At 63.6% G+C, this 25,164-nt stretch carries 26 protein-coding genes, 1 pseudogene and 1 riboswitch; of the genes and pseudogenes, 16 read left to right on the plus strand and 11 right to left on the minus strand.

The window, feature by feature from the left end; genetic code table 11:
- The first annotated feature begins 85 nt into the window (after positions 1-85).
- On the plus strand, positions 86-811 hold the full coding sequence (locus HCN58_RS21005; protein WP_171581307.1) for a DUF2147 domain-containing protein: 726 nt from the start codon (positions 86-88) through the stop codon (positions 809-811).
- Positions 812-1,165: 354 nt separating this feature from the next.
- Entirely contained in the window at positions 1,166-2,548 is a 1,383-nt protein-coding gene (locus HCN58_RS21010) for a FecR family protein (protein ID WP_171581308.1), read from the plus strand.
- Between the two features lie 166 nt (positions 2,549-2,714).
- On the opposite strand, the gene HCN58_RS21015 is transcribed toward HCN58_RS21010, so the two are convergent.
- Positions 2,715-3,230: an NUDIX hydrolase gene (locus HCN58_RS21015; RefSeq protein WP_171581309.1), complete on the minus strand. Its 516-nt coding sequence runs from the start codon at positions 3,228-3,230 to the stop codon at positions 2,715-2,717.
- Positions 3,231-3,299: 69 nt separating this feature from the next.
- Entirely contained in the window at positions 3,300-4,163 is an 864-nt protein-coding gene (asd, locus tag HCN58_RS21020; RefSeq protein WP_171581826.1) for an archaetidylserine decarboxylase, read from the minus strand.
- 34 nt (positions 4,164-4,197) lie between these two features.
- On the opposite strand from asd, the gene HCN58_RS21025 reads away from it, so the two are divergent.
- Positions 4,198-5,862 carry an aminotransferase class III-fold pyridoxal phosphate-dependent enzyme gene (locus HCN58_RS21025; protein ID WP_171581310.1) on the plus strand — a complete coding sequence of 555 codons (1,665 nt, stop codon included), beginning with the start codon at positions 4,198-4,200 and terminating at the stop codon, positions 5,860-5,862.
- A gap of 255 nt (positions 5,863-6,117) precedes the next feature.
- On the opposite strand, the gene HCN58_RS21030 is transcribed toward HCN58_RS21025, so the two are convergent.
- The 3 genes from HCN58_RS21030 to HCN58_RS21040 form a co-directional block, all read right to left on the minus strand.
- Entirely contained in the window at positions 6,118-6,735 is a 618-nt protein-coding gene (locus tag HCN58_RS21030) for a hypothetical protein (RefSeq protein ID WP_171581311.1), read from the minus strand.
- A gap of 120 nt (positions 6,736-6,855) precedes the next feature.
- A complete protein-coding gene (locus HCN58_RS21035) occupies positions 6,856-7,545 on the minus strand; it encodes a class I SAM-dependent methyltransferase (protein ID WP_171581312.1) in 690 nt (229 codons plus the stop codon).
- Positions 7,546-7,601: 56 nt separating this feature from the next.
- A complete protein-coding gene (locus HCN58_RS21040; RefSeq protein ID WP_171581313.1) occupies positions 7,602-8,657 on the minus strand; it encodes a glycosyltransferase family 4 protein in 1,056 nt (351 codons plus the stop codon).
- 129 nt (positions 8,658-8,786) lie between these two features.
- Here HCN58_RS21040 and HCN58_RS21045 point away from each other — a divergent pair, with 129 nt between their 5' ends.
- The 3 genes from HCN58_RS21045 (at position 8,787) to HCN58_RS21055 (ending at position 12,848) form a co-directional block, all read left to right on the plus strand.
- A complete protein-coding gene (locus HCN58_RS21045; protein WP_171581314.1) occupies positions 8,787-10,184 on the plus strand; it encodes a TAXI family TRAP transporter solute-binding subunit in 1,398 nt (465 codons plus the stop codon).
- A 278-nt stretch (positions 10,185-10,462) separates the two neighbouring features.
- Positions 10,463-11,137 carry a L,D-transpeptidase gene (locus HCN58_RS21050; RefSeq protein WP_171581315.1) on the plus strand — a complete coding sequence of 225 codons (675 nt, stop codon included), beginning with the start codon at positions 10,463-10,465 and terminating at the stop codon, positions 11,135-11,137.
- Positions 11,138-11,285: 148 nt separating this feature from the next.
- A complete protein-coding gene (locus tag HCN58_RS21055) occupies positions 11,286-12,848 on the plus strand; it encodes a DUF4403 family protein (RefSeq protein ID WP_171581316.1) in 1,563 nt (520 codons plus the stop codon).
- Between the two features lie 173 nt (positions 12,849-13,021).
- Here the strand turns inward: HCN58_RS21055 and HCN58_RS21060 are convergent, their stop codons facing one another.
- The 4 genes from HCN58_RS21060 to HCN58_RS35985 form a co-directional block, all read right to left on the minus strand.
- On the minus strand, positions 13,022-13,237 hold the full coding sequence (locus tag HCN58_RS21060; RefSeq protein ID WP_065731203.1) for a dodecin family protein: 216 nt from the start codon (positions 13,235-13,237) through the stop codon (positions 13,022-13,024).
- A gap of 197 nt (positions 13,238-13,434) precedes the next feature.
- Positions 13,435-13,968: a PRC-barrel domain-containing protein gene (locus tag HCN58_RS21065; RefSeq protein WP_171581317.1), complete on the minus strand. Its 534-nt coding sequence runs from the start codon at positions 13,966-13,968 to the stop codon at positions 13,435-13,437.
- Positions 13,969-14,064: 96 nt separating this feature from the next.
- Entirely contained in the window at positions 14,065-14,442 is a 378-nt protein-coding gene (locus HCN58_RS21070; protein WP_171581318.1) for a PRC-barrel domain-containing protein, read from the minus strand.
- A gap of 135 nt (positions 14,443-14,577) precedes the next feature.
- Positions 14,578-14,853 (minus strand): hypothetical protein, encoded by a 276-nt coding sequence (locus HCN58_RS35985; protein ID WP_311966846.1) that lies wholly within the window; start codon positions 14,851-14,853, stop codon positions 14,578-14,580.
- On the opposite strand from HCN58_RS35985, the pseudogene HCN58_RS21075 reads away from it, so the two are divergent.
- Positions 14,852-15,493 (plus strand): annotated as a pseudogene (locus HCN58_RS21075) (ATP-binding protein); the annotation flags it as partial. The gene HCN58_RS35985 and the pseudogene HCN58_RS21075 overlap by 2 nt on opposite strands.
- Before the next feature lie 22 nt (positions 15,494-15,515).
- Here the strand turns inward: HCN58_RS21075 and HCN58_RS21080 are convergent.
- Positions 15,516-15,710 carry a hypothetical protein gene (locus HCN58_RS21080; RefSeq protein WP_171581319.1) on the minus strand — a complete coding sequence of 65 codons (195 nt, stop codon included), beginning with the start codon at positions 15,708-15,710 and terminating at the stop codon, positions 15,516-15,518.
- Positions 15,711-16,125: 415 nt separating this feature from the next.
- Between HCN58_RS21080 and HCN58_RS21085 the strand changes: the two genes are divergently transcribed.
- From HCN58_RS21085 to HCN58_RS21115, 7 genes are all read left to right on the plus strand, one after another.
- A complete protein-coding gene (locus HCN58_RS21085; RefSeq protein WP_235983806.1) occupies positions 16,126-16,605 on the plus strand; it encodes a transglycosylase SLT domain-containing protein in 480 nt (159 codons plus the stop codon).
- Positions 16,606-16,786: 181 nt separating this feature from the next.
- Positions 16,787-16,928, plus strand: a riboswitch (TPP riboswitch).
- A complete protein-coding gene (locus tag HCN58_RS21090) occupies positions 16,916-17,929 on the plus strand; it encodes an FAD-dependent oxidoreductase (protein WP_171581321.1) in 1,014 nt (337 codons plus the stop codon). It overlaps the preceding riboswitch by 13 nt.
- Positions 17,920-18,117, plus strand: coding sequence for a sulfur carrier protein ThiS (thiS, locus tag HCN58_RS21095; RefSeq protein ID WP_171581322.1), 198 nt, complete (start codon positions 17,920-17,922; stop codon positions 18,115-18,117). Before HCN58_RS21090 ends, thiS begins: the two co-directional genes overlap by 10 nt.
- Positions 18,118-18,291: 174 nt before the next feature.
- On the plus strand, positions 18,292-19,074 hold the full coding sequence (locus HCN58_RS21100) for a thiazole synthase (RefSeq protein WP_171581323.1): 783 nt from the start codon (positions 18,292-18,294) through the stop codon (positions 19,072-19,074).
- On the plus strand, positions 19,061-19,669 hold the full coding sequence (locus tag HCN58_RS21105) for a thiamine phosphate synthase (protein WP_171581324.1): 609 nt from the start codon (positions 19,061-19,063) through the stop codon (positions 19,667-19,669). The genes HCN58_RS21100 and HCN58_RS21105 overlap by 14 nt, the downstream gene beginning before the upstream one ends.
- 233 nt (positions 19,670-19,902) lie before the next feature.
- Positions 19,903-21,801, plus strand: a complete 1,899-nt coding sequence (thiC, locus tag HCN58_RS21110; protein WP_171581325.1) for a phosphomethylpyrimidine synthase ThiC — start codon at positions 19,903-19,905, stop codon at positions 21,799-21,801.
- Positions 21,802-21,826: 25 nt separating this feature from the next.
- Positions 21,827-22,225, plus strand: a complete 399-nt coding sequence (locus HCN58_RS21115) for a hypothetical protein (RefSeq protein WP_171581326.1) — start codon at positions 21,827-21,829, stop codon at positions 22,223-22,225.
- A gap of 760 nt (positions 22,226-22,985) precedes the next feature.
- Here HCN58_RS21115 and HCN58_RS21120 read toward each other — a convergent pair.
- The gene (locus HCN58_RS21120) at positions 22,986-23,171 is read right to left on the minus strand and encodes a hypothetical protein (RefSeq protein WP_171581327.1); all 186 of its coding nucleotides are present in this window, start codon (positions 23,169-23,171) and stop codon (positions 22,986-22,988) included.
- On the opposite strand from HCN58_RS21120, the gene HCN58_RS21125 reads away from it, so the two are divergent.
- The gene (locus HCN58_RS21125) at positions 23,170-23,673 is read left to right on the plus strand and encodes an SPFH domain-containing protein (protein WP_171581328.1); all 504 of its coding nucleotides are present in this window, start codon (positions 23,170-23,172) and stop codon (positions 23,671-23,673) included. The genes HCN58_RS21120 and HCN58_RS21125 overlap by 2 nt on opposite strands.
- Before the next feature lie 251 nt (positions 23,674-23,924).
- On the plus strand, positions 23,925-25,025 hold the full coding sequence (locus tag HCN58_RS21130) for an alkene reductase (RefSeq protein ID WP_171581329.1): 1,101 nt from the start codon (positions 23,925-23,927) through the stop codon (positions 25,023-25,025).
- Positions 25,026-25,164: the final 139 nt, after the last annotated feature.

Consider the following 25,164-nt stretch of genomic DNA (forward strand, 5'->3'; position numbering starts at 1 on the left):
CCTGCATCACAGAGCGCATCCCCGCGCCCGTGTAGGGTCCGCCCGCATTCACCGCCACCGCCCATAAGCCGCTCGGGAGGCTCTCATGAACAAACTCTACATCCTCGTCGCATTGTTGATGGCCACCACCTCGGCGCATGCGGGCGGCATTACGCTCCAAATCAACGGCGAGCGCATTCGTGTTGAATCGCCGCGCAACTGCAACGCCATTTCCTGCATCAGGATCACCGCGCCCGGCTATAACGGCACGCTTGGCAATATCGACTTCAAGGGCCTCGGCTCGAAGACCAAGGACGACGAGGAGGTCGTCGCGACCGCGCCGGCCAAACCGGCGGCACCGGTCCAGGCAGCGGCACCGCCGCCTGCGGCTCCCGCGGCAACGCCTGCGCCCGCTCAAACGACCGTCGCAGCCGCAACACCTGCACAAAGCGAAATCGCACCGCCCGCGCCGCCTCCGCCCGCCCCGGTCACCGCCGTGCCTGCGCCTGCACCGCAACCGGCTGCGCCCGCAACGCCTGCTGCCGATCCGAACTCGCCGATCGGCGTCTGGGCGACGGAAGAGAACAAGGGCAACGTGCGCATCGAGCAATGCGGCGCCAACCTGTGCGGCTATTCCGTCAACACCGGCGAACGGATCCTGATCAACATGAAGCCGCAGGGCAGCAAGTGGACCGGCCGGATTCACGATCCGAACAGCGGCCGGAATTACGACTCGACGATCGCGCTGAAGGACACCGGTACGCTGCGCGTGCAGGGCTGCGCTTTCGGCGGCATGTTCTGCGGCGGCCAGACCTGGAAGCGCGTGAGCTGACTACCAATCGTTAACCCACTCTGGTCATCCCGGGATGGTCCGAAGGACCAGACCCGGAATGACGCCGCAGATCGACGAAACACTTTTCCCGCCGCCACGGAAAAATCCCGAAACCGATCCCGCGTAGTTCTCTTCGCCAACGAGGCGTCACTCCGGCGCACAATTCGCAGCGCGAAGCGCACGCAGCTCAGCGATGGCTGCAAGGCCGTCTTCCGTTACGTGCCGCCGACCGCCACACCGCTTGATCGTTTGCGGCGGCCGCGACAACAACCGGCCATGTTCATCCCGCATTCAGCCAGACGGCGCTGAAATCGCGGCCCCGCCTGCTGCCTTCCCCGTTTATGGAAATCTCCGATGCCGCGCCATCTTTGCTTCGCGCTTGTGCTGCTGGCCTGCGGCACGATGATCGGTGCGGCGGAAGCTTTCGCGGCCGCTTCCGAACTGACGCAACTGGCGCAGGCGCAGACCGAACCCTCGCAGCCCGCCGCGCCGGCGACATCGGCGCCTGATGCGGCAGCGCCGGCCGCGGATGCGCAGGCACCGGAGGAGCCGATCGGCAACGTCGCAACGGTCACCGGCAATGCCAGCGTGATCCGCAACGACACGACTACGCCGCTCAAGATCAAGGACGACATCTATCTCAATGATATCGTACAGACCGGCGCCAATGCGGCGCTCGGCATCACCTTCATCGACAACACCACCTTCAACCTCAAGGCCAATACCAAGATCACCATCGACAATTATGTCTATGAGGACGGCGGCAAGAACAACGCTGCGATCTTCGATGTCGCCAAGGGCACCGCGGCCTTCATCGCCGCGTCGGTGGCAAAAACCGGCGACATGAAGATCACGACGCCGACCGCCACCCTCGGCATTCGCGGCACCACCGGCCTGGTCGAGGTGCCGGAGGGCGCCGCCGCCAATAATCCGCGAAACGTCGCGGTCAAACTCTATCCCGACGCCGACGGGCGGGTCGGCCGCATTGAGGTCAACGACCGCGCCGGTGCGCGGCTCGGCTTTTTGACTCAAGGCGCCAGCGGCTTCACCATCCGTCCCGGTGTGGATGGCGCGCGATTCGCTGCCGTGCCGCTGGTGATCCCGCAAGCGGTGATGCTGCGCGACCAGGGCTTTGTGCGTCAGCTTCACTCGACGCAGTCGCTCGGCCGGCAGGTCGTGTTCCAGCAGCGCGAATTCCGCCGCGCCAATCCCGGCTTCGTCAATCCGAACCGTCCGATCCGGCAGGTTCAGCCCGGCCAGCGGCGGCCGAATGGTCTGCCCGGACAGGTTAGGCCCGGCCAACAGCCGCCCGGTCAGTTGAACCGCCCCGGACAGCCGCGGCAGAACGGTCTGCCGGAGCAGCCCGGTCAGCCGCCACTGCCGACCATGCCAAACCGCCAAGGCCAGAATCAAGGACAGCAGCAGCAACCCGGTCAGTTGAACCGTCCGGGTCAGCAGCAACCGGGCGTGCCGAATCGTCAAGGTCAGCAGCCGGGCACACCGTCGCGGCTGGGCCTGCCGCCGCGCATCGGTCAACCGCAACAACCCTATGTGCCTGCGCAGCCAGGCGCGCCGCAGGGACGGCCGCTGCCGAACCGGTTCGGCGTTCCCGGACTGCAGCGCCCGCCCGGCGTTCAGGGTGCGCCGGCCCTGCAACGGCCGGGGCTGCCCACACCGCGACGCCCTGCGCCCGCGCCACAACGAGGCAAGCCGCCGCCGAAGGAATTGCTGCGCTAGTGGAGCCTACTTGCGTGCCCCGGACGCGGTGCGCCGCGAAGTGGTGCACCGCAGAGCCGGGGCCCATTGTCTGCCGCGGGATTGTGGATCCCGATTCTGCGAAGCAGCGCTACCGGACGATGCTTCGCATCGCCGGGAGGGCGCTGCATCGCGCCCGGGACACGAGTTAGCGAAATAGTCGAAGCAGGTTTCGAATAAAGCCCACGCGCGCGGCCTTGGGCACTTCGACAGGCTCCGCAGCTTTCGGCAATGCCACGCCTTCCACACCACGCGCCGCCGCCATCGCGATCGGCCCGACATTTTCCAGAAACGCGCGCTCATGGCCGCGCGACAGCCGTTCGACGGCTTCAGCGAGCGGCAGCCAGTCCACCGCCTTCACATCGCGCATCGGTTTGCGCACCGGCATCTCGCCCGCTTCCATGCGCCAAAAATGCACCACCTTGGCGCCGCCGCTGACATCATAGGCCAACGTGCCCAGAAATTCGTGCACGGCAACGTCGTGCCCGGTTTCTTCCATCACCTCGCGTTCGGCAGCGGCGCGCGGCGTTTCACCGTCGTCGAGCTTGCCCTTCGGCAGGACCCATTCGTTACGCTTGCGCAGGCGCACCACGGCGATCAGCGGCGACTCCTCCGCCTGCCGCAATACGATTCCTCCCGCCGCCAACACAGGCGCTCTCGCCATCCATCTCTTCCCGCGTTGCTACTGCCGCCGCAGCATATAGAAACAATTGCGGGATAATCGAGATTGACTTCAAGGTTTTCGCAACAGTCGTTCGCCGGCGCGGATGCGCTCACCCTCCGCGACGTTGTCGCAGAACTCGAAATGCTCCGGCGCCAGCACGATGATGGTCGAGCCGTGCTCGAACCAGCCGAGTTCGTCGCCCTTGCGCGCCTTCGCATCGCAGGCAAACACCGTCGGCCCCCTGCTCTGCGCATTGAGCGTGCGATCGAGGAAATGCAGCCGGATGCTGGCGACCAGAATGGCGGCGACCGGCACCAGCGTCAGTGCCTCGCCCGACGGCAGGCGTGCCTGCAGCACCGCCCGCTCGTTCTTGCAGAACAGACGCTCGACCCGTTTCAGCGCGATCGGATTGACGTTCCAAACGTCCCCATGGATGAAGGTCACCTTCTCGATCCGGCAATCATACGGCGCGTGAAAGCGGTGATACATGCTGGACGTCAGCCTCAGCGTCAGGAAACGGCCGTTGCGGTGTTGCTCCACCAGCGCGGGATCGCCGAGCAAATCCAGCAGTGAATAGGGCGCACCCTTGATCTGGAACAGCTCGGTATCGGCGATCCTGCCGAACGCGCCGATGATGCCGTCGGAAGGACTGGCCACCAGGTGCGGATCAGGATCCACCGGCCGCAGCCCCGGGCGCAGCTCGCGCGTAAAGCAATCGTGCAGGCTTTTGAAATCGGTTCTCCTCGCTTCCGACAAATCGAGATCGGAAAACAATCGCCAGCATGCAATCGAGGCATCGCGCACAAAAGGATTCTCGATCTTGCTGAACCAGCCCATGAAGCGCGTCAGCGCCGCCCGCGGGATACGGTTGGTCAGGAGGAAGTTGAGGTCTTCCTGCTGGGTGAAGCGGGCGATCAGGCGCCGGACTGTCATCAATCTGTCAGCAGGATTGGCTAGCGCTTCAGGCATGGATTCGTCCCTTCCGATTCTTTCCCTGTCCGCCGCTGCGGTCGCCGGTGCCGCGGCAGTCTTCCCCAAATTGCAGGCGCGGCTAGCGCTGTCGCGCGCAAAACACCGCTCGCTGACTGGACATTCCAAAATGTCCAAAATGGTCGCGCGGCTGGTGCCGCATTACGAATTCGACATCGACGATTTCTTCGCTTCCGACGGCGCGCCCGGCGATGTCGCCATGCAGCGGCAGGACGCCTTCTTCCGGCTCGCCCGCCTCTACGAGGAGCGCTATGCCAAAGGACGGAAGATGACGGCGGAAGCGGCCGAGCACATCTCCGACCTGCAGTTCACCGAAACCTACCGGGTCCCTTTCCAGTACAGCCGGCTGGTGCGGGAAAATCTTGGCACCGGCGCCTTCATGCAGTCCTCCGCCGGCGTCACCGTCACCGATGTCGACGGCAACACCTTCTACGACCTGACCGGCTCGTACGGCGTCAACATTTTCGGCAATGATTTTTACAAGGAGTGCATCGCGGAAGCCGAGAAGCGCGCCCGCGCGCTTGGCCCCGTGCTCGGCCCCTATCACCTCGTCATCACCGACAACGTGCGACGCCTTTGTGAGATTTCCGGCCTCGACGAAGTCTCGTTCCACATGTCCGGCACGGAAGCCGTCATGCAGGCGGTGCGGCTGGCCCGCTATCACACCCGCCGCTCCCATCTGGTTCGCTTCGCCGGCGCCTATCACGGCTGGTGGGGTGACGTGCAGCCCGGCGTCGGCAACCCCGTGTCGCCGCACGAGACCTATACGCTCGCCGACACGTCGGAGCGCACGCTGCATGTGCTGCGAACGCGCAAGGACATCGCCTGCGTGCTGGTCAATCCCTTGCAGGCGCTGCATCCGAACGCCAATGCGCCCGGCGATTCCGCCCTCGTCGATAGCTCCCGCAAGGGCGCGTTCGATCGTGCGGCATACACCGAGTGGCTGAAGAAGCTGCGCGAAGTATGCACAGAGCGCGGCATCGTTCTGATCTTCGACGAAGTCTTCGTCGGTTTCCGCCTCGCCGCCGGCGGCGCGCAGGAATATTTCGGCGTGCGCGCCGACATGGTCACCTACGGCAAGAGCATTGCCGGCGGCTTGCCGGTCGGCGTGGTCTGCGGCCGCAAGGATCTGATGCGGCGCTTCCGCGACGATCGCCCCGCCGACGTGTGCTTTGCCCGCGGCACTTTCAATTCGCATCCCTACGTGATGACGGCGATGGATGAGTTTTTGAGCCGCCTCGCCAGCCCGAACTTCAATGCGGTCTATCAGGGACTCGACGAGACCTGGAACGGGCGCGCCAAGGCATTGAACGAGCGGCTGGCCGCGAACGACCTGCCCGTCCGCGTCCGCAATCTCTCCTCGATCTGGATGGTTCAATATACCGAGCCGTCCCGTTACAACTGGATGCTGCAATATTATCTGCGCGCCGAGGGGCTGGCGCTGAGCTGGGTCGGCACCGGCCGGCTGATCTTCTGCCTCAACTACACGGATGCCGATTTCGCTGGGGTGGCCGACCGCTTTGTCACGGCGGCCGACAAGATGAAGCGCGACGGCTGGTGGTGGCACGATGCTTCGCTGACCAACAAGAACATCAAGCGGCGGATCCTGAAAGAGATGCTCGCCAAGAGGTTCGGGAACTAAGGCTATATCGCCTGTCGCAATAGCCGGGCAAAAGCGCGAAGCGCGTCTTGGCGCAGATGTCCCGGCCATCCACGTCTTTCCTGTTTCTGCCATCGCTGTCTCTGTTCCCTCGTCATTCCGGGGCGATGCGAAGCATCGAGCCCGGAATCTCGAAATTCCGGGTCCGGTCCTTCGGACCATTCCGGAATGACCATGCAAAAAACGTGGATGCCCGGCACAAGGCCGGGCACGACGGCTTCTTCGCTTGCGCAACCCTCACGCGTGCCTGACGTGCTTCTCCAGACCCGGGTCGATCAGCTCGCCCTTCATCAGAGCCAGCGGCGCCTTGTAGTACAGCTTGAGGTCACTGAAGGGGTCGGTGAGAATCTTGGTCATCCAGACCAGGCCGGTCTCGACGTCGCGGATGAAGAACAGGTGGACGGTGCGAAACAGCAGCCCGCCGATACCGACCGCAAGCCAGATTTTCGCGACCTGCCGCATGAAGTCCGCCGACGACGTCCATGGCGTGAACAAGCCGAACAGTGTCGGGTCGAGATACAGCACCATCGGTGACAGCGCCCAGATCGTCATCAGCACGATCTTGCGCTGCAGATTGTAGCCGACCTTGATCTCTTCCTTGTGCTCGTGGGTCGCCTGGTTGACGTGGTCGTAGCCGCGCGGCTCGAAGAAGAAGTGACCGGCCTGCCGCGTCGTCATCGAGACCAGCCAGCCGACCAGCGCCGATACCATCGGATCGAAGAACAGCATGGCGTAAGCAAACAGAAAGCTCGCCGCGCTGACGAAGTGAAGCGACTGGTTGATGCGGCTGTGGTGATAGTAGCGATGGTCGTCCCAGCGCTGGGTTCGCAGTTCCTCCAGAAAGTTCTTGATCATGTTCTCCCCCAAATTCCGATGGGATCGGTCTACTGAGATTCGATGTCCGGCATGTGACATCATGATAATGACATGTGACTGTTCGCAGTGGCGCGATGACGCAACGGCGATCAGGACTTGTCAGGCAGCCGCGGCGACGTCGATTTTCCGAAAACGCACCAGCGAGAAATGGCCGAGCGGCGGCACCAGGCGGCGCTCCGCCAGCTCCATGCCGCGTGCGCCCGCCAGCCATTGCGCGTAGCGCGACCAGGCGAACTCGGCGGTGCGGAAGCCGAGCGGGCGCACCACCGGCTGCAGCCGCCGCTCGATGAAGCGGCGCATGCCGGCATCGGCGCTGACGCGGGTGAGAATGATGAGTTCGCCGCCCGGCCGCAGCACCCGGGCGAATTCATCGAGCGCCTTTTCGGGGTTCGGCACCGCGGTGACAACATATTGCGCCATCACCACGTCGAAGCAATCGTCGGAGAATTCAAGGTTTTCGGCATCCATCACCGCAAGGCCTTCGACGTTCTTCAGGCCGAGCGCGTCGACGCGCTTCCTCGCCTTCTGCAGCATCGCTTCCGAAATATCGGTGCCGAAGATGCGCAGATGCGGCGCATATAGGGGCAGCGAAATGCCGGTGCCGACGCCGACCTCGAGCACCCGGCCGCCGATCCTGTTGGTGGCGGCAATCGCCGCCTTGCGGCCTTTGCTGAACACGCCGCCGAATACGAGATCGTAAACCGGCGCCCAGCGGTCATAGGCCTGCTCGACCATCTCGCGGTCGAAATCGAGCGGCCTCGTGCCGTCAAGCTTGATGATGTCTGCCATGGTTGGTTTGCCTTTTCGTCTCACGCATATGGCTGGTTTGTCGTTGAACTTCGCGCTCAGCCCTGCACGGCGCTCGCGGCTGGCGCCCGGCGCACCGGCCTAAGCGCGCGGCTCGGCTGCAGCGCGGTCAGATTGCCGATGAACTGCCGCGCGCTGTTTTCCCAGGAACGCGCCAGCGCGAAATTACGGCAGGCCTCGCGCGACATCGTCAGCGCGCGCAGGCAGGCACTACGCAGATCGGTGTCGATTGCGCCGATCGGATGATCGGCGATGACATCCTTCGGGCCGGTGACCGGAAATGCCGCGACCGGCGTGCCGCACGCCAATGCCTCGAGCTGCACGACGCCGAACGTATCGGTAAGGCTCGGAAACACGAAGACGTCGGCAGCAGCGAGGTGCGCGGTCAACTCCGCGCCTTTCTTCTCGCCTAGAAAGATCACGTCAGGATATTGTTTCGCGAGCTGCGCCTTTTGCGGTCCATTGCCGACCACGATTTTCGATCCCGGCAAATCAAGCGACAGGAACGCATCGAGATTCTTTTCCACCGCGACGCGGCCCATCGTCATGAAGATCGGCCGCGGCAGGTCGAGCGTCGCAGGCGTATGCGGGTGGAACAATTCGGTGTCGACGCCGCGCGTCCAGAAGCCGAGTTTCCGGAAACCCCGCGCGCCGAGTTCCTGCCGCAGGGAATCCGTTGCGACCATGACCGTGGAAGACGCGGCATGAAAGTGCCGCAGCACCGCATAGCCGACGGCGGCCGGGAGCCCGGTGCGGACGGCGATATATTCGGGAAACCGCGTCGTATAGGATGTGGTGAACGAAAGCTTGCGGCGACGGCAGTAGGCGCGCACCATCCAGCCGATCGGCCCCTCGGTTGCGATATGGATGGCGTCGGGCGCCGCCTCTTCGATCCGCCGCCCGATCTCGCGCCGGTTTGGCAGCGCGACGCGCAAGCCGGGATAGGTCGGCACGCCGAGGGACGGAAACCCGTCCGGGGTCAGGAAGCTGATATCGGCGTCGAGCACAGAGGCGCAGCGCGCCAGCGACGTCAGCGTGCGGACGACGCCGTTCACCTGCGGATGCCACGCATCGGTCGCAATCAATATCTTCATGTCCGGACCCGAGATTAATGATTCTCAAATCCGACGTTCAGCCATGGATATTTCAGGCGTATGACGTCATCGATATGTAAGGATGTTTTTAAGCCCCCTCCACGCATTTTCGTGTAACGTGACAGCGAGATGACAGACCATAACGACAATACTGCGCGATCCCGCCGGCGACGGAAGCGGAAGAGTTATGCGCTTTTGATCCTTGCGGCCGGCATGCTCGCGTTCGGCGTGGCTGCGGGCACGCTGTATTACGTGCTGCGGCCGACGACGCTGCGGATTGCGGTTGGCCCGGCCGGCAGCGATGACCAGAAGCTGGTCCAGTTGATGGCGCAGACCTTTGCGCGCGAGGGCGGCTCAGTGCGGCTATCGCTGGTCACGACGGAAGGAACGGCGGAGAGCATTGCGCTGTTCACGGCCGGCAAGGCCGATCTGGCTGTCGCCCGCGGCGACCTGAACCTTCCGGCGAACGCAGAGTCGGTTGCAATCCTGCGCAAGAATGTCGTCGTGCTGTGGGCGCCTTCCGGTCTCTCCGCCAAAGGTTCGAAGAAGCACCCCACGGCCAAGATCAAGAGTCTCGATGAACTGGCCGGCCATCGCGTCGGCGTGATCGGGCGGACGCAGGCCAATGTCACGCTGCTGCGCGTGATCCTGAAAGAGTCGGGCATCAATCCCGACAAGGTCACCATCAGCCAGTTCGCCACCAATCAGATCGGCGAAATGGCGAAAGATCAGTCGGTCGACGCCTTCATGGCGGTCGGCCCGCTCAAGAGCAAGATCACGGTGGACGCGATCGCTGCAACCGCGACCGCCCGCGGCGAGCCGAAATTCCTGCCGATCGATGTTGCAGATGCCATTGCGAAGAAAAACCCGATCTACGAATCCGAGGAGATTCCTGCCAGCATCTTCGGCTCTTCGCCGCAGCGGCCGGAAGACAAGGTCGACACCGTTGCCATCAACCACCTGATCATCGCGCCGAAGTCACTGTCTGATACGGCGGTCGCCGCCTTCGCCCGCCAACTCTTCACCAACCGCCAGCAATTGGCGCGTGAATTGCCGACCGCCTCGCAGATCGAGAAGCCCGACACCGACAAGGATGCTGCGCTGCCGGCACATGCGGGAGCGGCGGCCTATATCGACGGCAACGAGCGAACGTTCCTCGAAAAATACACCGATTACATCTGGTTCGCAGTGCTGATTTTGTCGGGCCTGGGCTCGGCCGGCGCCTGGTTCAGGCACTACTGGAACAAGGACGAGCGCGAGCAATACATCGCCCATCGCGATCAACTCCTTGAGTTGGTTTCCAGGGCGAGGAAGGCCGAAACGCCGGAAGAGCTGGTGGAAATGCAAGCTGCGGCGGATGGCATGTTGCGCGAGGCGTTCGATTGCTATGACGACGGCACCGTCGAGGAAGGCGACCTCTCTGTGATCGCCCTCGCGCTCGAACAATTCCATCACGCCGTCGCAGACCGCCGCGCGGTGCTCGCCGGCGCCGGCGCTGCCGACACGCCTCGGATGCGCGCGGGTTAGGCCTGATTGGCTAGGCTGGTTTTCCCTCTTCGGTTAGATTTGCCTGCGCCAACGCAATTCGGCGCGCTTACTTCTTCCCTTCTTGTGGGACAAGGTGGCGCGAAGCGCCGGATGAGGGTTGCCTCCCAGGGCGAGCGGAAGGCAGCGAAACCTTAACGAAACAATTCCTTAACGCCACGAAACCATTTTGGCGATTTCTTGCAAATGTCCTGAAACGGTTCATCTGTAGAGGTTTCCCCAACGACGCGCCGACTGGTGCGACAAACAGGGGGACCACCATGTCCAATTCATCGACACTGAGCCGATTCGCGGCCGCCGCTTTTGGCGCCCTGGCGATCGGCGCAACGGCATTTTCCGCACCCGCCACTGCGGCCCCGCTGCCGCTGTTTCCGTTTTTCCTGCCGCAGATCGAAGCGGCCCCGCCGCCGGCTGCGGCTGTGCCCCAGGAAGAAGAGCGCTTCGAACTGCCGGCCCGTCTGCGCCGCCAGGTCGTGAACTACTATACCCGCGAGGCGCCGGGCACGATCATCATCGATACCCCGAACACCTATCTCTATCTGGTGCTCGGCAATGGTCAGGCGCTGCGCTACGGCATCGGCATCGGCCGCGACGGCTTCACCTGGTCCGGCACCCAGACGATCACCCGCAAGGCCGAATGGCCGGCCTGGACCCCGCCCCCGGAAATGATCGCCCGCCAGCCCTATTTGCCGCGCCACATGACCGGCGGTCCGGGTAACCCGCTCGGCGCCCGCGCGATGTATCTCGGCGGCACCATCTATCGCATCCACGGCACCAACGCGCCGGAGACGATCGGCACCCGGGTTTCCTCGGGCTGCCTGCGCCTCACCAACGAAGACGTCATTGATCTGTATTCCCGGGTCAGCGTCGGAACTAAGGTCATCGTGCTGCCGATGGCGGATCGCCGCGCCGATCTCGGCCGGACCATCCGCTGAGGCATTAAGCGTTCCTTAATGCGAGAAACGGCCCTGGCGTTCGCCGGGGCCGTTTGCGTTGACCTGAGGTCGCGGCAATGTGCAGTGGCGTCCCCCTTCCAGCCCCTGTAAAACACTGCGGGGCGATTCATTTGGGGTCCGGGGGACGATGCGTCTGCCGATGCGGGTCAAGACGATTGCGATCGCGCTTGCGGTCCTCGTCATCTCGTTTGCCGTCAGCCTGAGGGTGATGGACTTCGTCGCGCCGCGCGCCACGAACAGCCACCCCGCGCTCGCCGAATTACCGCCGCTGCCGCCGGCCACGCGCGCATCCACGGTGATGGCGCCGATTGCGGTTGCGCTCTCGGCGATCCGCGATGCCGCCGATCGCGGCGCGCCGCGCAATTTCTCCGGCAAGGCCGACAATCCGATTTCGCAGATCCTGCAGAACGCCGACATCGGCTGGACCGCCTCGCGCGGACCGATCAGCGCGACCGGCGCACAGGATGTGCTGTCGCTGGCAACGCCGTTGACGGGCACATTGAACGTAACCGGCTCGCTGTCGGCCAAGGCGACCGGGGCGGTTGGCGAAGCGCTCGGAGGCCTGCTCGGCGGCAACGTCGCCAAGCAGATCGGCAGCGTGAATATTAAGAACCTCAACGCCAGCGCCGAGATCAAGGGCAACGTCGTCATATCAGCGCGACCACAGATCGCCGCGAACTGGCGCATCGAGCCGAATCTGGCGGCCCAGGTCAATCTCGGCGACACCAGCCTCACGGTGGCCGGCGCGCGCGTCAACGTGCCTGCACAGCTGAAGCCATTGATTGACCAGAACGTCGCCGAGCAAATTGCGCTGGTGCAGGCGCGCATGCGCAACGATCCGACCTTCGAACGGAATGCGCGGGTGCAATGGGCCAAGGCCTGCCGCTCGATTCCGCTGCAGGGCACGACGGCCGGTTCTACGATGCCGGCGCTTTGGCTGGAATTGCGCCCGACACGGGCGATTGCCGCTCAGCCGCGCGTCGATGCTGCGAACCTGACGCTGACGCTCGGCATCGAGGCCGAGACGCGGATCACACCGAGCGAAACCAAGCCATCCTGCCCGTTCCCCGCTACGATCGCCATTGTGCCGGCGACGCCGGGGCGGGTCGCGATCGGCGTTCCCATCGACATGCCGTTTACCGAGATCAACAAGATCGTCGAGGCGCAGTTTGCCGGAAAGACCTTTCCGGAAGACGGTTCGGGCGCGGTCGACGTCACCGTAAAGCGCGCCACCGTGGCCGCTTCCGGCAACCGCCTGCTGATTTCACTTGTGGTCAGCGCCAGGGAAAAGAAGAGCTTCTTGAGCCTCGGCGGTGAGGCCGATGTGCACATCTGGGGCAAGCCGGTGCTCGATCAGGCCGAGCAGACGCTGCGGCTGAATGATATCGAGCTCGCCGTCGAGTCGGAGGCTGCCTTCGGGCTGTTGGGCACTGCTGCGCGCGCGGCCATCCCGCATTTGCAGAAGACACTGTCGGAAAAGACCGTCGTCGACCTCAAGCCGTTCGCGAGCAACGCGCGGAAAAAGATTGCGGCCGTGATCGCCGATTTCCAGAAGAACGAGGACGGCCTGCGGGTCTCGGCCGAGATCAGCAAGCTGCGGCTCGCCGGCATCGCCTTCGATTCCAAAACGCTGCGCGTGATCGCAGAAGCCGAAGGCGCGATCAATGTTTACGTGAGCGCCCTGCGGTGATGTCCTATTGAACCCTCATGGCGAGGAGGCGCGTAAGCGCCGTCTCGAACCATGTGGGCCCCGCTGGTGTCATTCATCCTTCGAAACGCGCGATGCGCGCTCCTCAGGATGAGGTCTGACACAGGTAGAGCGGGCACGGCGCGTGCGCGCCTTTGCCCACCCTACGCAGCCCGCTATGACCCCTCAAACTTGAACGAGACCTTCAGCTTGGCGCGGTAAGCTTCGACCTTGCCTTGGGCGTCAAGCTGCAGGTCAAGCTGGACCACTTCGGCAACACGAAGATCCCGCAGGGTTTCTCCGGCGCGGCTGACCGCGCCAGCGGCGGCCTTTTCCCAGGATTCGCTGCTGGTGCCGATCAGCTCGATGACCTTGTAGACGCTCTCCGCCATGTCGTCCTCCCGTTGATGCAGGATCTATGCAAGGCAGGAGGCAGGTGCTCCTGCCGCAACACAACCTATCATCGGAAAATGCGCCCAGATAGGATGCGCTGCACCATTGCGCGAATGGACATCTCCAAAATCAAATGGCCGGGCGGCACACGCCGCCCGGCCATTTTGAGGAAGCCTGGCCGCTAATGACCGCGGCCTCAATCGGTCGAGTATTTGAACTCCGGCATCGCCTTCAGCTGATCCTTCGTCGCGCTGAACACGGCGTGGTCCGGATACCACGGATTCTTCTTCGGCGCGGCGGCAGGCGCCGTCGCAGCACCGGTCGTCGTTGTATTCGTCGAAGGCCTTGCGCCGCCGGTCGCGGGCGCGCTTGCGGTGCCGCTGTAGGCAACCGGCTCATCGACGAACTTCACCTTATCGAGGGGTACCGCAACCAGGTGCTCACCGACGCCGAGGAAGCCGCCGACACCGATCACGGCTGCTTTGATGTTGCCACTCTTGTCGGTCAAGAGATCGTTGATCGATCCGAGGCTTTCGTTGCTATCGTTGTACACGTTCAGGCCGACCAGCTTCGAGGCCCGCCAGTTACCCTTGAACGACGAGGTGTCGGATGCCGCCGCAGGCGCGGCGGTGGTGGCGCGGTCAGTCGTTGCCGAAGGACTTTGCGCAAACGCGACACTCGCCAGCAACGCGGAGGCCGCGAGGCCGGCAACGGCAGTTTTGGTTAACATATCGGTTCTCCTCAGTTCAGAAACGCTCTGAGAAAACCCGGCACTTCAACAAGTGTTCCACCCGTTTCGCATGGAACACGTCGGTGCGACACTGCATCAGAAGCCGCCCCAGTAAGGCGGCATGCCGTAATAGCGATGCAGCTCGGCTTCCTTTGCGCGATCGCCCCAGTCGAAATCCTTGTCCGCACGGAATGACGGCGCGCGCTTCAGCTCTTCATCGTCGACATCGAGTTCGTAGGCTTCGAATTTCGTGTTGTAGCGAAGCCGTCCCCAAGGCAACGGGATCAGGTTGGCTCCGATGCCCAGAAATCCGCCGAAGCTTAGGATTGCATAAGATACTTTACCGGTGACCTTGTCGATCATCAGCCGTTCGACGTGGCCGATCATGTCCCCGTTCGGCCGGCGTACCGCGGTCCCCTCGACGCGGTCGCTCGCGATCAACTGATGCGGCTTGGCCATGACATCGCTTGCCATCGGACCCTCCACACATCTGTGTGGGAACCAACGCTGCACTGCGTGACCGGTTCCGCCCCGAAATGAGACAACCATCCTTTCCTATCCGGGAAAGATGGTTGCAACCCGCGGCCCGAGAAACGTCAGCTCTGGTAGTCAATCAACAGCGCCGAGAAGGAGGCGGTGGTCGATGCCGAGCCGGTCGCGCCGTACCGCCGCGACCGGAGGCGGGCCGCCTGCTCCGCCGGGAGCGCCGGCGCCGCCGGGACCGTTGGCGAGGGCGGCCTTGAAGAGGCCTTGCAATTCGGTGCCCTGGTCGCTGGTCAGCTTGCCGCTCGCGACTTCGCCGCTGATCAGATCGTCAATCTTCGCCTTGAGATCGGCGGGCGAAGGGCGCGTGCCGCCGACCTGGTCGCTGGCGCGGCTGGCCACCAAAATGCACGCGGCCATCAGCCGCGATTTGCGCACGCCGATCATGCGGACGCGGCTGCGCGCGGAATTCATCGAGGACGAGACGCATCGCCAGCGCATGCTCGGCGATCTCGACCAGATGCGCGCGATGCTGGAGCCGGTGCTGTCGTTCCTGCGCAACGACCGCGGGCTGGAAATGATGACGCTGGTCGATCTCGCCAGCACGCTGCAGCTCGTCACCGGCCAGTTCGCCGACATCGGACACAAGGTTGCCTATGACGGCCCCGCGCATGCGATGGCGGCGTGCGGCCCGACGGCCTGCACCGCAGCGTCACCAATCTGGTCGAGAATGCCGTCCGCTTCGGCACCGAGGCGACCGTTCGCCTTCGCATGTCGGCGGACGTATCACCAGATTTGGCGATCATCGAAATCGAGGACGACGGCCCCGGCATTTCCGATGCGCGCAAAAAGGATGTGCAGGAGCCGTTCGTGCGCGACGACGCCCGCAACGTGGACGGCCGCAGGTTTCGGATTGGGAGTTTCGATCGCCAACGCCATCGTGCTGGCGCATGGCGGCGCGCTGTCGCTGCACGACCGGCAGCCGCACGGACTGCTGGTCCGGATTCAATTGCCGGTCCAACAGCGCAGCCGGCGGCCCGCCGCGCAACGATTACATGAGCCGATCAGGCCGCGAGCGCGTCGGGGTCCGCTTCCTCGTAGATCGCGATCGCCTCGAAGCGATAGTCGCAGGCGCGGCAGAACCAGAGGAAGGACGTGCGGCCCGGGCTGCTTTCGACCCAATCGGGTCTCGGAATCGGCTTGCCGCATTGGGCACAGGGATTTCCGCGGGGCAAATTGCCGGAATCGAGTCGAGCCATGGCGCATCTCCCTTTGACCTCGGACGTCGTGCGACGTCTCGCTTTTTTGCAATGTCGTTGAATTGGACAGGTTTGCTGTCAAATGAATTGGCTTTTGCCGCAAAATTCTTTTTACACCTTGACTGCGTCATTTGCACGACATTCGTGCGCGTCCGCGTGACGCAGGTTCGCCTCGCTCGACGCGATGCATTGCAAGCACAACGTTAGCGTCACGCTGGCCGCATTCGTAAACACTGCACGAGCCGCAAACATCTCGCCGCGATGTCGTCCGTTTTCCGCCACATCTTGGCCCGGCCGCCACAATATTCGAGAAGACGAAAATCGTTAACGCGCCCGTCCCGCCGAGATTGTTTTTATGAAAAATTTATCGAAGTTCGCGCCGAAGTTTGCCTGGCTCGCCGCCATAGCCGCGCTCATGGTTTCGCCCTCCGCAATGGCGCAGAGCCGCGCGCATTATGAAAGCATGGTCGCCGCCCATGCCTCCGCCAACAACGTACCGGAAGCGCTGGTGCACCGGGTGATCGTGCGCGAGAGCAAGTATCACCCGAACCTGGTTGGGCGCGGCGGCACCATCGGGTTGATGCAGATCAAGCTGCCGACCGCGCGCGGCCTCGGCTACACCGGCGACGCCGCGGGCCTGCGCGATCCCGACACCAATCTCGCCTGGGGCATCAAATACCTCGCCGGCGCATATCGCGCCGCGGGCGGCGATCACGGCCGCGCTATGCGTTATTATGCGAGCGGCTATTATTACGCCGCAAAGCGCCAGCGGCCGGAAAGGCCGCTGCAAATCGCGCCCGTGCTGGCGAGTGGTGCGACGCCGAAAATCGTCGCCGCGCCGGTTGACGCGGCAAGAATGCCCGCCGACGCTAACGCGCTGCAAACCGCCAAATAATTCGCCGTGTCCTAGACGCGGTGCAGCGCGCTTGCGCTGCTCCGCAGAGCCGGGACCTATACCAGCCGTCTGGGCCCCGGCTCTGCAGCGCACCGCCGTGCGGTGCGCTGCGTCCGGGGCAGGAGAGCGGTGCAAGTTCCCGCAAAGCGCGTTGACACCTCCGCCCAACTGCCTACATTAGACCTGTTCCGAGGGGTGCTCCGATGAGGAGCTGAGATACCGCAAGCTTGGGCAGTCACCTCAAAGGTGGAGTCCGGGACCGCGGTGACCCTTTGAACCTGATCCGGGTCATGCCGGCGAAGGGACAGGGATGTACCAGAAGTCAGATCTGCGGGGGGATTCTCCCGTTTCCATCATCGGCGCGGGCATTGCCGGCGCCTGGCAGGCCTTGCTGTTCGCACAGGCCGGTCACGCCGTCACTTTGTATGAGCGCAGTGACGCCGAGATGACGCTCTCGACCGGCCACTGGGCCGGCGGCATGCTCGCCCCTTATTGCGAGGCCGAGACGTCCGAGCCCGTGATCGGCCGGCTCGGCGCCCGCTCGCTCGATTTGTGGCGCGAACTTTTTCCCAACACCCCGTTCAACGGATCTCTGGTGGTGGCGCATCCGCGCGACCGCGCCGATTTCGAGCGTTTTGCCAAACTCACCACCGGCCATGTCAGGCTCGATGCAAGTGGTGTCGGCCAGCTCGAACCCTCGCTGGACGGCCGTTTCCGCGACGGCCTGTTCTATGCCGATGAGGGCCATGTCGAGCCGCGCAAGTTGCTGCCGGAGCTGCATGCGCGCATCGAAGCCGCCGGCGGCACGATCAAGTTCCGTTGCGATGTCACTGCGGACGATCTCGACGGCATCGTGATCGATTGCCGTGGGCTGTCCGCACGCGACGAGCAGAAGGAGTTGCGCGGCGTCAAGGGCGAGATGATTATTATCGAAACGAATGAGGTCGAGCTGTCGCGCCCGGTGCGGCTGATTCATCCGCGCTGGCCGCTCTACGTAATCCCGCGCGGCGACAGCAAATTCATGCTGGGCGCGACCTCAATCGAGGCCGAGGACACCGGCGTCAGCGTCCGCTCGGCGCTGGAGCTGCTCGGCGCGGCCTATGCCGTGCATCCGGCCTTCGCCGAAGCGCGCATCGTCGAGTTCGGCTCGGCGCTGCGTCCCGCCTTCCCCGACAATCTGCCGCGGATCACGGTTCGCAAGGACAAAATCGCGGTCAACGGCCTTTACCGCCACGGTTTTCTGCTGGCGCCCGCGCTGGCCGAGTTGACGCTCGCCTACATGCAGCGCGGCGCGATCGACAATGAGGTGATGCGATGCGTGTGACCGTTAACGGCGAAGAGCGCGAGATCGCCGCAAAGCGCGTCGACGCGCTGCTCGCCGAACTCGACTACGAAGGCACGCACTTCGCGATCGCGCTGAATTACGACGTGCTGCCGAAAAGCCGCTGGGCGCAGACGCAGCTCAAGGCCGGCGATGAGATCGAAATCATCACCCCGCGGCAGGGAGGGTGATGGGATGAACGCGCGCACTCTCCACCCGTCGTCCCTGCGAACGCAGGGACCCATAGCGCGCGCGCACCACCGGCCTTCGCGTGGAAGGACGGCGTCTGCCAGGGTGCCAACAAGAGAGATCACGCGGTATGGGTCCCTGCGTTCGCAGGGACGACGAATGAAAGTTGCGACACCATGCTGAACTTCTACGGCAAAACCTTTTCCTCCCGCCTCCTGATCGGCACGGCGCTCTATCCCTCGCCGGCGATCATGCAGGAGGCGATCCGCGCCTCCGGCGCCAACATCGTCACGGTGTCGCTGCGGCGCGAGGCCGCCGGCGGCAAGACCGGCGACGCGTTCTGGTCGCTGATCCGCGAGCTCGACGTGACCGTGCTGCCGAACACCGCCGGCTGCCGCAGCGTGCGCGAGGCAGTGACGACCGCACAGCTCGCGCGCGAGCTGTTCGGTACGCCCTGGATCAAGCTGGAGGTGATCGCCGACAATGACACGCTGCAGCCCGACCTGGTCGGCCTGGTCGAGGCGGCCGCCATCCTGATCAAGGACGGCTTTGAGGTGTTCCCCTATTGCACCGAGGATCTGTCGGTCGCGATGCGGCTGGTCGAAACGGGATGCAAGGTCGTGATGCCCTGGGCCGCGCCGATAGGAAGTGCAAAAGGCATCACCAACCGCGATGCGCTAAAGCTGATGCGCGAGCGCCTGCCCGACGTGACGCTGGTGGTCGACGCCGGCTTGGGTGCGCCCTCGCATGCGGCCCACGCCCTCGAACTCGGTTACGACGCGGTGCTGCTCAACACCGCCGTGGCAAAAGCCGCCGACCCCGTCGCGATGGCCACGGCCTTCCGCCTCGGCGTCGAAGCCGGCCGCACGGCCTTTGAGGCTGGCCTGATGGAAGCCCGCGACTTTGCCTCTCCCTCGACCCCTGTGATCGGGACCCCGTTCTGGCATGCCGTATCCTGATCGATTCTATCCCGTGGTCGACAGCGTCGCCTGGGTGGCGCGGCTGGCGCTGCTCGGCGCCGGCACCATCCAGTTGCGCGCCAAAAATCTCGACGATGCCGAGGCGCTGCAGATGGTGACCGACGCGCTGGAGGTCATCAAGGGCACGGATGCAAAACTCGTGGTCAACGACTACTGGCGCGCGGCAATCGTCGCCGGCGCAAAGCACCTGCATCTGGGCCAGGAAGATCTCGTCGGCGCGGACGTCGCCGAAATCCGCAAAGCCGGATTGACGCTCGGCATCTCCACGCACGACGACGAGGAGCTGGCGACCGCGCTTGCGGCCAAACCGGATTACGTCGCGCTCGGCCCGATCTTCCCGACCACCTTGAAATCCATGCGTTTTGCTCCGCAGGGCATTCCGAAGATCACCGAATGGAAGAAGCGCATCGGCAACATCCCACTGGTTGCGATCGGCGGCATCAAATTCGAACAGGCAGCCGAAATCTATGACGCCGGCGCCGACTCGATCGCCGTCGTCAGCGACATCACCCAGAATGCCGACCCCGACGCCCGGGTACGGCAATGGCTGGGCCAAAGCGCGGAGGCCGCGTGATGCCAGTCTCACCCCGTCATTGTGAGCGAAACGAAGCAATCCATTGCCACCGCGAATCCGATGCAATGGATTGCTTCGTCGCTTCGCTCCTCGCAATGACGGAAGAAATTTCCACCGGCGTCATTCCGGGGCGCGCGCAAGCGCGAACCCGGAATCTCGCTCAACAACCTCGAGGTTCCGGATCGGTCCGCTTCGCGGCCCGTCCGGAACGACGCCCATAAACGGAGGATTCCATGAACATTCGCTCCAACCCCGACACCACGCTTCCCGCCGTCACCACCGGCCCCCTGCCCTCGTCGCGCAAAATTTTTGCCACGCCCGATGCCGCGCCCGACCTGCGCGTGCCCCTGCGCGAGATCATCCTCTCCGAAGGTGCGGGCGAGCCGAACCTGCCGGTCTACGACACCTCCGGCCCCTACACTGATCCGACCGTGACCATCGACGTCAACGCCGGTCTCCCCCGCAACCGTCTCGCCTGGGTCAAGGAGCGCGGCGGCGTCGAGGAATATCAGGGCCGCGAGATTAAGCCGGAAGACAACGGCAATGTCGGCGCTTCGCATGCGGCAAAAGCCTTCACCGCATATCACAAACCGATCCGCGGCCTTGATGGCCACAAGATCACGCAGCTCGAATTCGCCCGCGCCGGCATCATCACTAAAGAAATGATCTACGTCGCCGAGCGCGAAAACCTCGGCCGCAAGCAGCAGCTCGAGCGCGCCGAAGCCGCATTGGCGGACGGTGAAAGCTTTGGCGCGTCGGTGCCCGCCTTCATCACCCCGGAGTTCGTCCGCTCCGAGATCGCGCGCGGCCGCGCCATCATCCCCTCCAACATCAACCATGCCGAACTCGAGCCGATGATCATCGGCCGCAATTTCCTCACCAAGATCAACGCCAATATCGGCAACTCCGCAGTCACCTCGTCGGTGGAAGAGGAAGTCGACAAGATGGTGTGGGCGATCCGCTGGGGCGCCGACACCGTGATGGACCTCTCGACGGGCCGCAACATTCACACCACGCGGGAATGGATTTTGCGCAACTCGCCAGTGCCGATCGGCACCGTGCCGATCTACCAGGCGCTGGAGAAGTGCGAAGGCGATCCCGTCAAGCTGACCTGGGAGCTATACAAGGATACGCTGATCGAGCAGTGCGAACAGGGCGTCGACTATTTTACGATCCACGCCGGCGTGCGCCTGCCCTACATCCACTTAACCGCCAACCGCGTCACCGGCATCGTGTCGCGCGGCGGCTCGATCATGGCGAAGTGGTGCCTGGCGCATCACAAGGAGAGCTTCCTCTATACGCACTTCGACGAGATCTGCGACCTCATGCGCAAGTATGACGTCTCGTTCTCGCTCGGCGACGGCCTGCGCCCCGGCTCGATTGCCGACGCCAACGACCGCGCCCAGTTCGCCGAACTCGAAACCCTCGGCGAACTGACGAAGATCGCATGGGACAAGGGCTGCCAGGTGATGATCGAAGGCCCCGGCCATGTGCCGATGCACAAGATCAAGATCAACATGGACAAGCAACTCAAGGAGTGCGGCGAAGCCCCGTTCTACACGCTGGGGCCGCTGACTACCGACATCGCGCCGGGCTATGACCACATCACCTCAGGCATTGGCGCGGCCATGATCGGCTGGTTCGGCTGCGCCATGCTCTGCTATGTGACGCCGAAGGAGCATCTGGGGCTGCCCAACCGCGACGACGTAAAGGTGGGCGTCATCACCTACAAGATCGCGGCCCACGCCGCCGATCTCGGCAAGGGCCACCCGGCAGCCCAACTCCGCGATGATGCGCTTAGCCGCGCCCGCTTCGACTTCCGCTGGCAAGACCAGTTCAACCTCGGCCTCGATCCCGAGACCGCCCGGCTGTTCCACGACGAGACGCTGCCGAAGGAAGCCCACAAGGTCGCCCACTTCTGCTCGATGTGCGGGCCGAAGTTCTGTTCGATGAAGATCACGCAGGACGTAAGGGACTACGCGGCGACGCTGAACGATCCGGCGAGCGTCGGGATGTCGGTGAGTGGGACGATCGAGGATGGCATGAAGCAGATGTCGGAGAAGTTCAAGGAGATGGGGTCGAGCGTGTATCTCGATGCGGAGAAGGTGAAGGAGAGTAATGGGGTGTTGTGAGGATTGCGCACGCATCCGTGCCGCAATGACCGACAGCCTGACCGGTGTCTGGGACGGCACCTTTGTTCAAGCGCGGGTTGGAATGGTCACATTTCTGGCGACGCTCATCGAGTCCGGTGGCGCGCTCACAGGAAATGTGACCGAACCCTGCACGGTGCCCGGTTGCCCGATCAGCACCCACAACGCTTCGATTGCGGGTCATCGATCCGGCAGCGCGGTCTCGTTCGTCAAGCGTTACGAGCCATCGGGCTACGGGTATGACACGGCCTATTACGAAGGCTTGGTCAATGCTGAGGCGACGGAAATCGATGGGCGCTGGAGGCTGCCTGGCACTACGCTCTCCGGAACATTTCTGATGGTCCGGTCGAGCAAGACTGCACAATCGATCGCAACCGAAGAGCGGACCAAGGCGCCGGCACGTTAGCATGTGGCCCGGACGAGCGCAGCGACATCCGGGACTCTAGTTGGTGGGCACGGCGCTTTGCACCCTTGCCCACCCTACGGTCCCCTCGCCCTGCAGAGTGATTTGCCTGCCGCGCGAGCGCGATTTCGCGCCGGCCCCTACGACAAATCAACACGACGGGCAAATCGATTCTGATTTTCCGAAATCCTGTCAAGCCCACGAATCAAAAATATTCCGCTTAACACGTCGGGCAAATCAGTGGTTTGACTCCGGGCGTCTCACCCGTTGAGGGGCGCTCGCGATCGTCACGAACGTGTGGTGAGATGCGGTGGACGCTGAAGGCGCGCTAGACGTACGCGCCGGACGCGTACGGCGAAGTCGTGTGGTCCTGGCGCCGCGGTGCTGGCGTTAAGTCGGCGGAAATTATCCCGCCGGCGACGGTGGCAAAAGAGCCGTTCACCGGGGAGAGCTCGAAGTAAGCCGTAAAGCCATTGCGCAGGGAAGGCCGGGATGCTCCCGCTGTACCTGTATGCTCGTGTGCGCGTTCCTTGTGCGCAATTGCACACGAGACCGCGGGTGCAGCAAGCACCCGGTCTTCCCTGCGCCCTCTGCCTTTCGGGAGGGACAAAAGAAGATGCAGACCTCGGACGATGGACGTCGCGAGCAGGTGAAAGTATGCCCAGCCGTCATTGCGAGGAGCGAAAGCGACGAAGCAATCCATCTATCCTCGCGCGGCACTATGGATTTCTTGTTTACTCGCCCTGATTGAAATGGGGATGACTTATTTTCGACGCACGGAAAGCCAAGAGAAGAACCGAAGCGCGGCGTCGGCAACAACGATAAAAACACGGCGGGGAAGGACAAACGTGGGTGAACTTCTGGGCTCAATCGCATTTTCTCTGATCGTCATTGCCGTCATCGCCAGCGCATGGGCTTGGATTTCGACGCTGTTCAGGAAAGGGGTCATGGCGCTGCTCGGCTTCGACCGGGTCTGCGTGCAGCAGTTCGAAACCGTTCTGCTCTACCGGAACGGGCGTTTTGAAAAAGCCCTTACCCCGGGCCGGCACCGGATGCGCGCCGGCAGCCGCCAACTGGCGAGAATCGACCGGCGCCCCGAGGTGTTCCGGTTCACGCAAGGCGCGATATCCGCAGACCGGTTTGCCGTCAATCTCGTCTATGTCGCGCGGACGCAAATTGTCGATCCAAGGGCCGCTTTCGAAAGCACGCAGAATTACCGGGACGAGATCTTCGTCCGCCTGCAATCGGTCGTGAAAGCGGTGTGCAGCCGAAAGCCTCGCCTGGAAATTCAGATGGACCACCAGAGCTTTGGCAATAGCGCCCAGAAGGCTGCCAGCCAGGTGCTCCGCGCCATCGGTTGCGAATGCCTGACGTTCGAGCTGCTGCAGGTCGACTCCGCGGGGCCGGTCGCGGAATTGGAGAACAAGCGAATGGGATTTGCGGCGCACTAGCCTGTGGCAGCTCGATCGCGCGCGGCAGTGCCGTTCGCCACCGGCGCAGCGTCCGGCAGATCGCCTATACTGCGCTGCTGCCGATTTCGAATGAATCATCCTACGCCGCCGCGCCTACGCGGTTGCGTGGCACCGGCCACGTCGCCGGGATCGTGCGCAGCTCGTCTGCGCGAGCCGAATGGCTCGGGGATTGCGCAATTGGCCGCAATGCCCAACTCTTCCCTATCATCATCCATCCGGACATATCAGACATGAGCCAGACCAAACTGTTCGAGCCGTTCAAGCTTGGCCCGATTACGCTGCCCAACCGCCTCGTGATGGCGCCGCTGACCCGCAACCGCGCGGTACCGCCCGGCATGGTGCCGAGCCCGCTCGCGATCGACTATTACGGCCAGCGCGCCTCCGCCGGATTGCTGATCACCGAAGCCAGCCAGGTTTCGCAGCAGGGCCAGGGCTATCAGGATACGCCCGGCATCTATTCCAAGGAGCAGGTCGAAGGCTGGCGCAAGGTCACCGACCGCGTGCACGAAAAGGGCGGGCGCGTCTTCATCCAGATCTGGCATGTCGGCCGCATCTCGCACACGACGCTGCAGCCCGGCGGCGGCAAGCCGGTGGGGCCGTCGGCGATCCGCGCCAAGGGCAAGACGTTTGTGAACGGCACCTTCACCGACATCTCCGAGCCGCGCGCGCTGGAGCTATCGGAAATTCCAGGCATCATCGACGACTTCAAGCGCGGCACCGAGAACGCGCTGGCCGCCGGATTTGACGGCGTCGAGATCCACGGCGCCAACGGCTATTTGCTCGATCAGTTCGCCAAGGATGGCACCAACAAGCGCACCGACGCTTACGGCGGATCGATCGAGAACCGCGCCAAGCTGATGCTGGAAGTGTCGAAGGCGGTGGCCGCGATCGCCGGGCCCGAGCGCACCAGCATCCGCATTTCGCCGGTGACGCCGGCCAACGATGTGTCCGATTCCAATCCGCAGCCGCTGTTCGATCATATCGTGGACGGGCTCAACGCGCTGAAGCTGACCTATATCCACGTCATCGAAGGCGCAACCGGCGGCCCGCGCGACAACGCGCCGTTCGACTACGCGTCGTTGCGCAAGCGCTTCAGCGGCGCCTATGTCGCCAATAACGGCTACGATTTCGATCTCGCGACAAAGGTGCTCGAGGCCGGCGGCGCCGACCTGATCGCCTTCGGCAAGCCGTTCATCTCGAACCCTGATTTGGTCGAGCGATTGAAGAAAGGCGCGCCGCTGAACGAATGGGACAAGGCGACGTTCTACGGCGGCGGCGCCAAGGGATACACGGACTACCCGACGCTCGCGGCGGCGCAAGCGGCGGAGTGAGGGCGCGACGCACTCTCCCCGTCATTGCGAGGAGCAAAGCGACGAAGCGAATCCATGTCTGAGCAAGCGGCGCGACGGATTGCTTCGCTCCGCTCGCAATGAGGGCAGAAAGAAGAAAAAGGCCGGGATCGCTCCCGGC

It is taken from the genome of Bradyrhizobium australiense, from assembly GCF_013114825.1.
GTDB lineage: Bacteria > Pseudomonadota > Alphaproteobacteria > Rhizobiales > Xanthobacteraceae > Bradyrhizobium > Bradyrhizobium australiense.

Bases quoted from the DNA above. Each gene is read 5' to 3' on its own strand.
- HCN58_RS21120 (WP_171581327.1), bottom strand. From the start codon at position 23,171: ATGACCCCTTTCCTGAACAGCGTCGAAATCCAAGCCCATGCGCTGGCG.
- HCN58_RS21005 (WP_171581307.1), top strand. From the start codon at position 86: ATGAACAAACTCTACATCCTCGTCGCATTGTTGATGGCCACCACCTCG.
- thiC (WP_171581325.1), top strand. From the start codon at position 19,903: ATGAACATTCGCTCCAACCCCGACACCACGCTTCCCGCCGTCACCACC.
- HCN58_RS21035 (WP_171581312.1), bottom strand. From the start codon at position 7,545: ATGGCAGACATCATCAAGCTTGACGGCACGAGGCCGCTCGATTTCGAC.
- asd (WP_171581826.1), bottom strand. From the start codon at position 4,163: ATGACAGTCCGGCGCCTGATCGCCCGCTTCACCCAGCAGGAAGACCTC.
- HCN58_RS21115 (WP_171581326.1), top strand. From the start codon at position 21,827: ATGACCGACAGCCTGACCGGTGTCTGGGACGGCACCTTTGTTCAAGCG.
- HCN58_RS21045 (WP_171581314.1), top strand. From the start codon at position 8,787: ATGACAGACCATAACGACAATACTGCGCGATCCCGCCGGCGACGGAAG.
- HCN58_RS21080 (WP_171581319.1), bottom strand. From the start codon at position 15,710: ATGGCTCGACTCGATTCCGGCAATTTGCCCCGCGGAAATCCCTGTGCC.
- thiS (WP_171581322.1), top strand. From the start codon at position 17,920: ATGCGTGTGACCGTTAACGGCGAAGAGCGCGAGATCGCCGCAAAGCGC.
- HCN58_RS21065 (WP_171581317.1), bottom strand. From the start codon at position 13,968: ATGTTAACCAAAACTGCCGTTGCCGGCCTCGCGGCCTCCGCGTTGCTG.
- HCN58_RS21025 (WP_171581310.1), top strand. From the start codon at position 4,198: ATGGATTCGTCCCTTCCGATTCTTTCCCTGTCCGCCGCTGCGGTCGCC.
- HCN58_RS21085 (WP_235983806.1), top strand. From the start codon at position 16,126: ATGGTTTCGCCCTCCGCAATGGCGCAGAGCCGCGCGCATTATGAAAGC.
- HCN58_RS21040 (WP_171581313.1), bottom strand. From the start codon at position 8,657: ATGAAGATATTGATTGCGACCGATGCGTGGCATCCGCAGGTGAACGGC.
- HCN58_RS21015 (WP_171581309.1), bottom strand. From the start codon at position 3,230: ATGGCGAGAGCGCCTGTGTTGGCGGCGGGAGGAATCGTATTGCGGCAG.
- HCN58_RS21060 (WP_065731203.1), bottom strand. From the start codon at position 13,237: ATGGCGGAGAGCGTCTACAAGGTCATCGAGCTGATCGGCACCAGCAGC.
- HCN58_RS21105 (WP_171581324.1), top strand. From the start codon at position 19,061: ATGCCGTATCCTGATCGATTCTATCCCGTGGTCGACAGCGTCGCCTGG.
- HCN58_RS21130 (WP_171581329.1), top strand. From the start codon at position 23,925: ATGAGCCAGACCAAACTGTTCGAGCCGTTCAAGCTTGGCCCGATTACG.
- HCN58_RS21055 (WP_171581316.1), top strand. From the start codon at position 11,286: ATGCGTCTGCCGATGCGGGTCAAGACGATTGCGATCGCGCTTGCGGTC.
- HCN58_RS21125 (WP_171581328.1), top strand. From the start codon at position 23,170: ATGGCGCTGCTCGGCTTCGACCGGGTCTGCGTGCAGCAGTTCGAAACC.
- HCN58_RS21050 (WP_171581315.1), top strand. From the start codon at position 10,463: ATGTCCAATTCATCGACACTGAGCCGATTCGCGGCCGCCGCTTTTGGC.
- HCN58_RS21030 (WP_171581311.1), bottom strand. From the start codon at position 6,735: ATGATCAAGAACTTTCTGGAGGAACTGCGAACCCAGCGCTGGGACGAC.
- HCN58_RS21100 (WP_171581323.1), top strand. From the start codon at position 18,292: ATGCTGAACTTCTACGGCAAAACCTTTTCCTCCCGCCTCCTGATCGGC.
- HCN58_RS21090 (WP_171581321.1), top strand. From the start codon at position 16,916: ATGTACCAGAAGTCAGATCTGCGGGGGGATTCTCCCGTTTCCATCATC.
- HCN58_RS21010 (WP_171581308.1), top strand. From the start codon at position 1,166: ATGCCGCGCCATCTTTGCTTCGCGCTTGTGCTGCTGGCCTGCGGCACG.
- HCN58_RS21070 (WP_171581318.1), bottom strand. From the start codon at position 14,442: ATGGCAAGCGATGTCATGGCCAAGCCGCATCAGTTGATCGCGAGCGAC.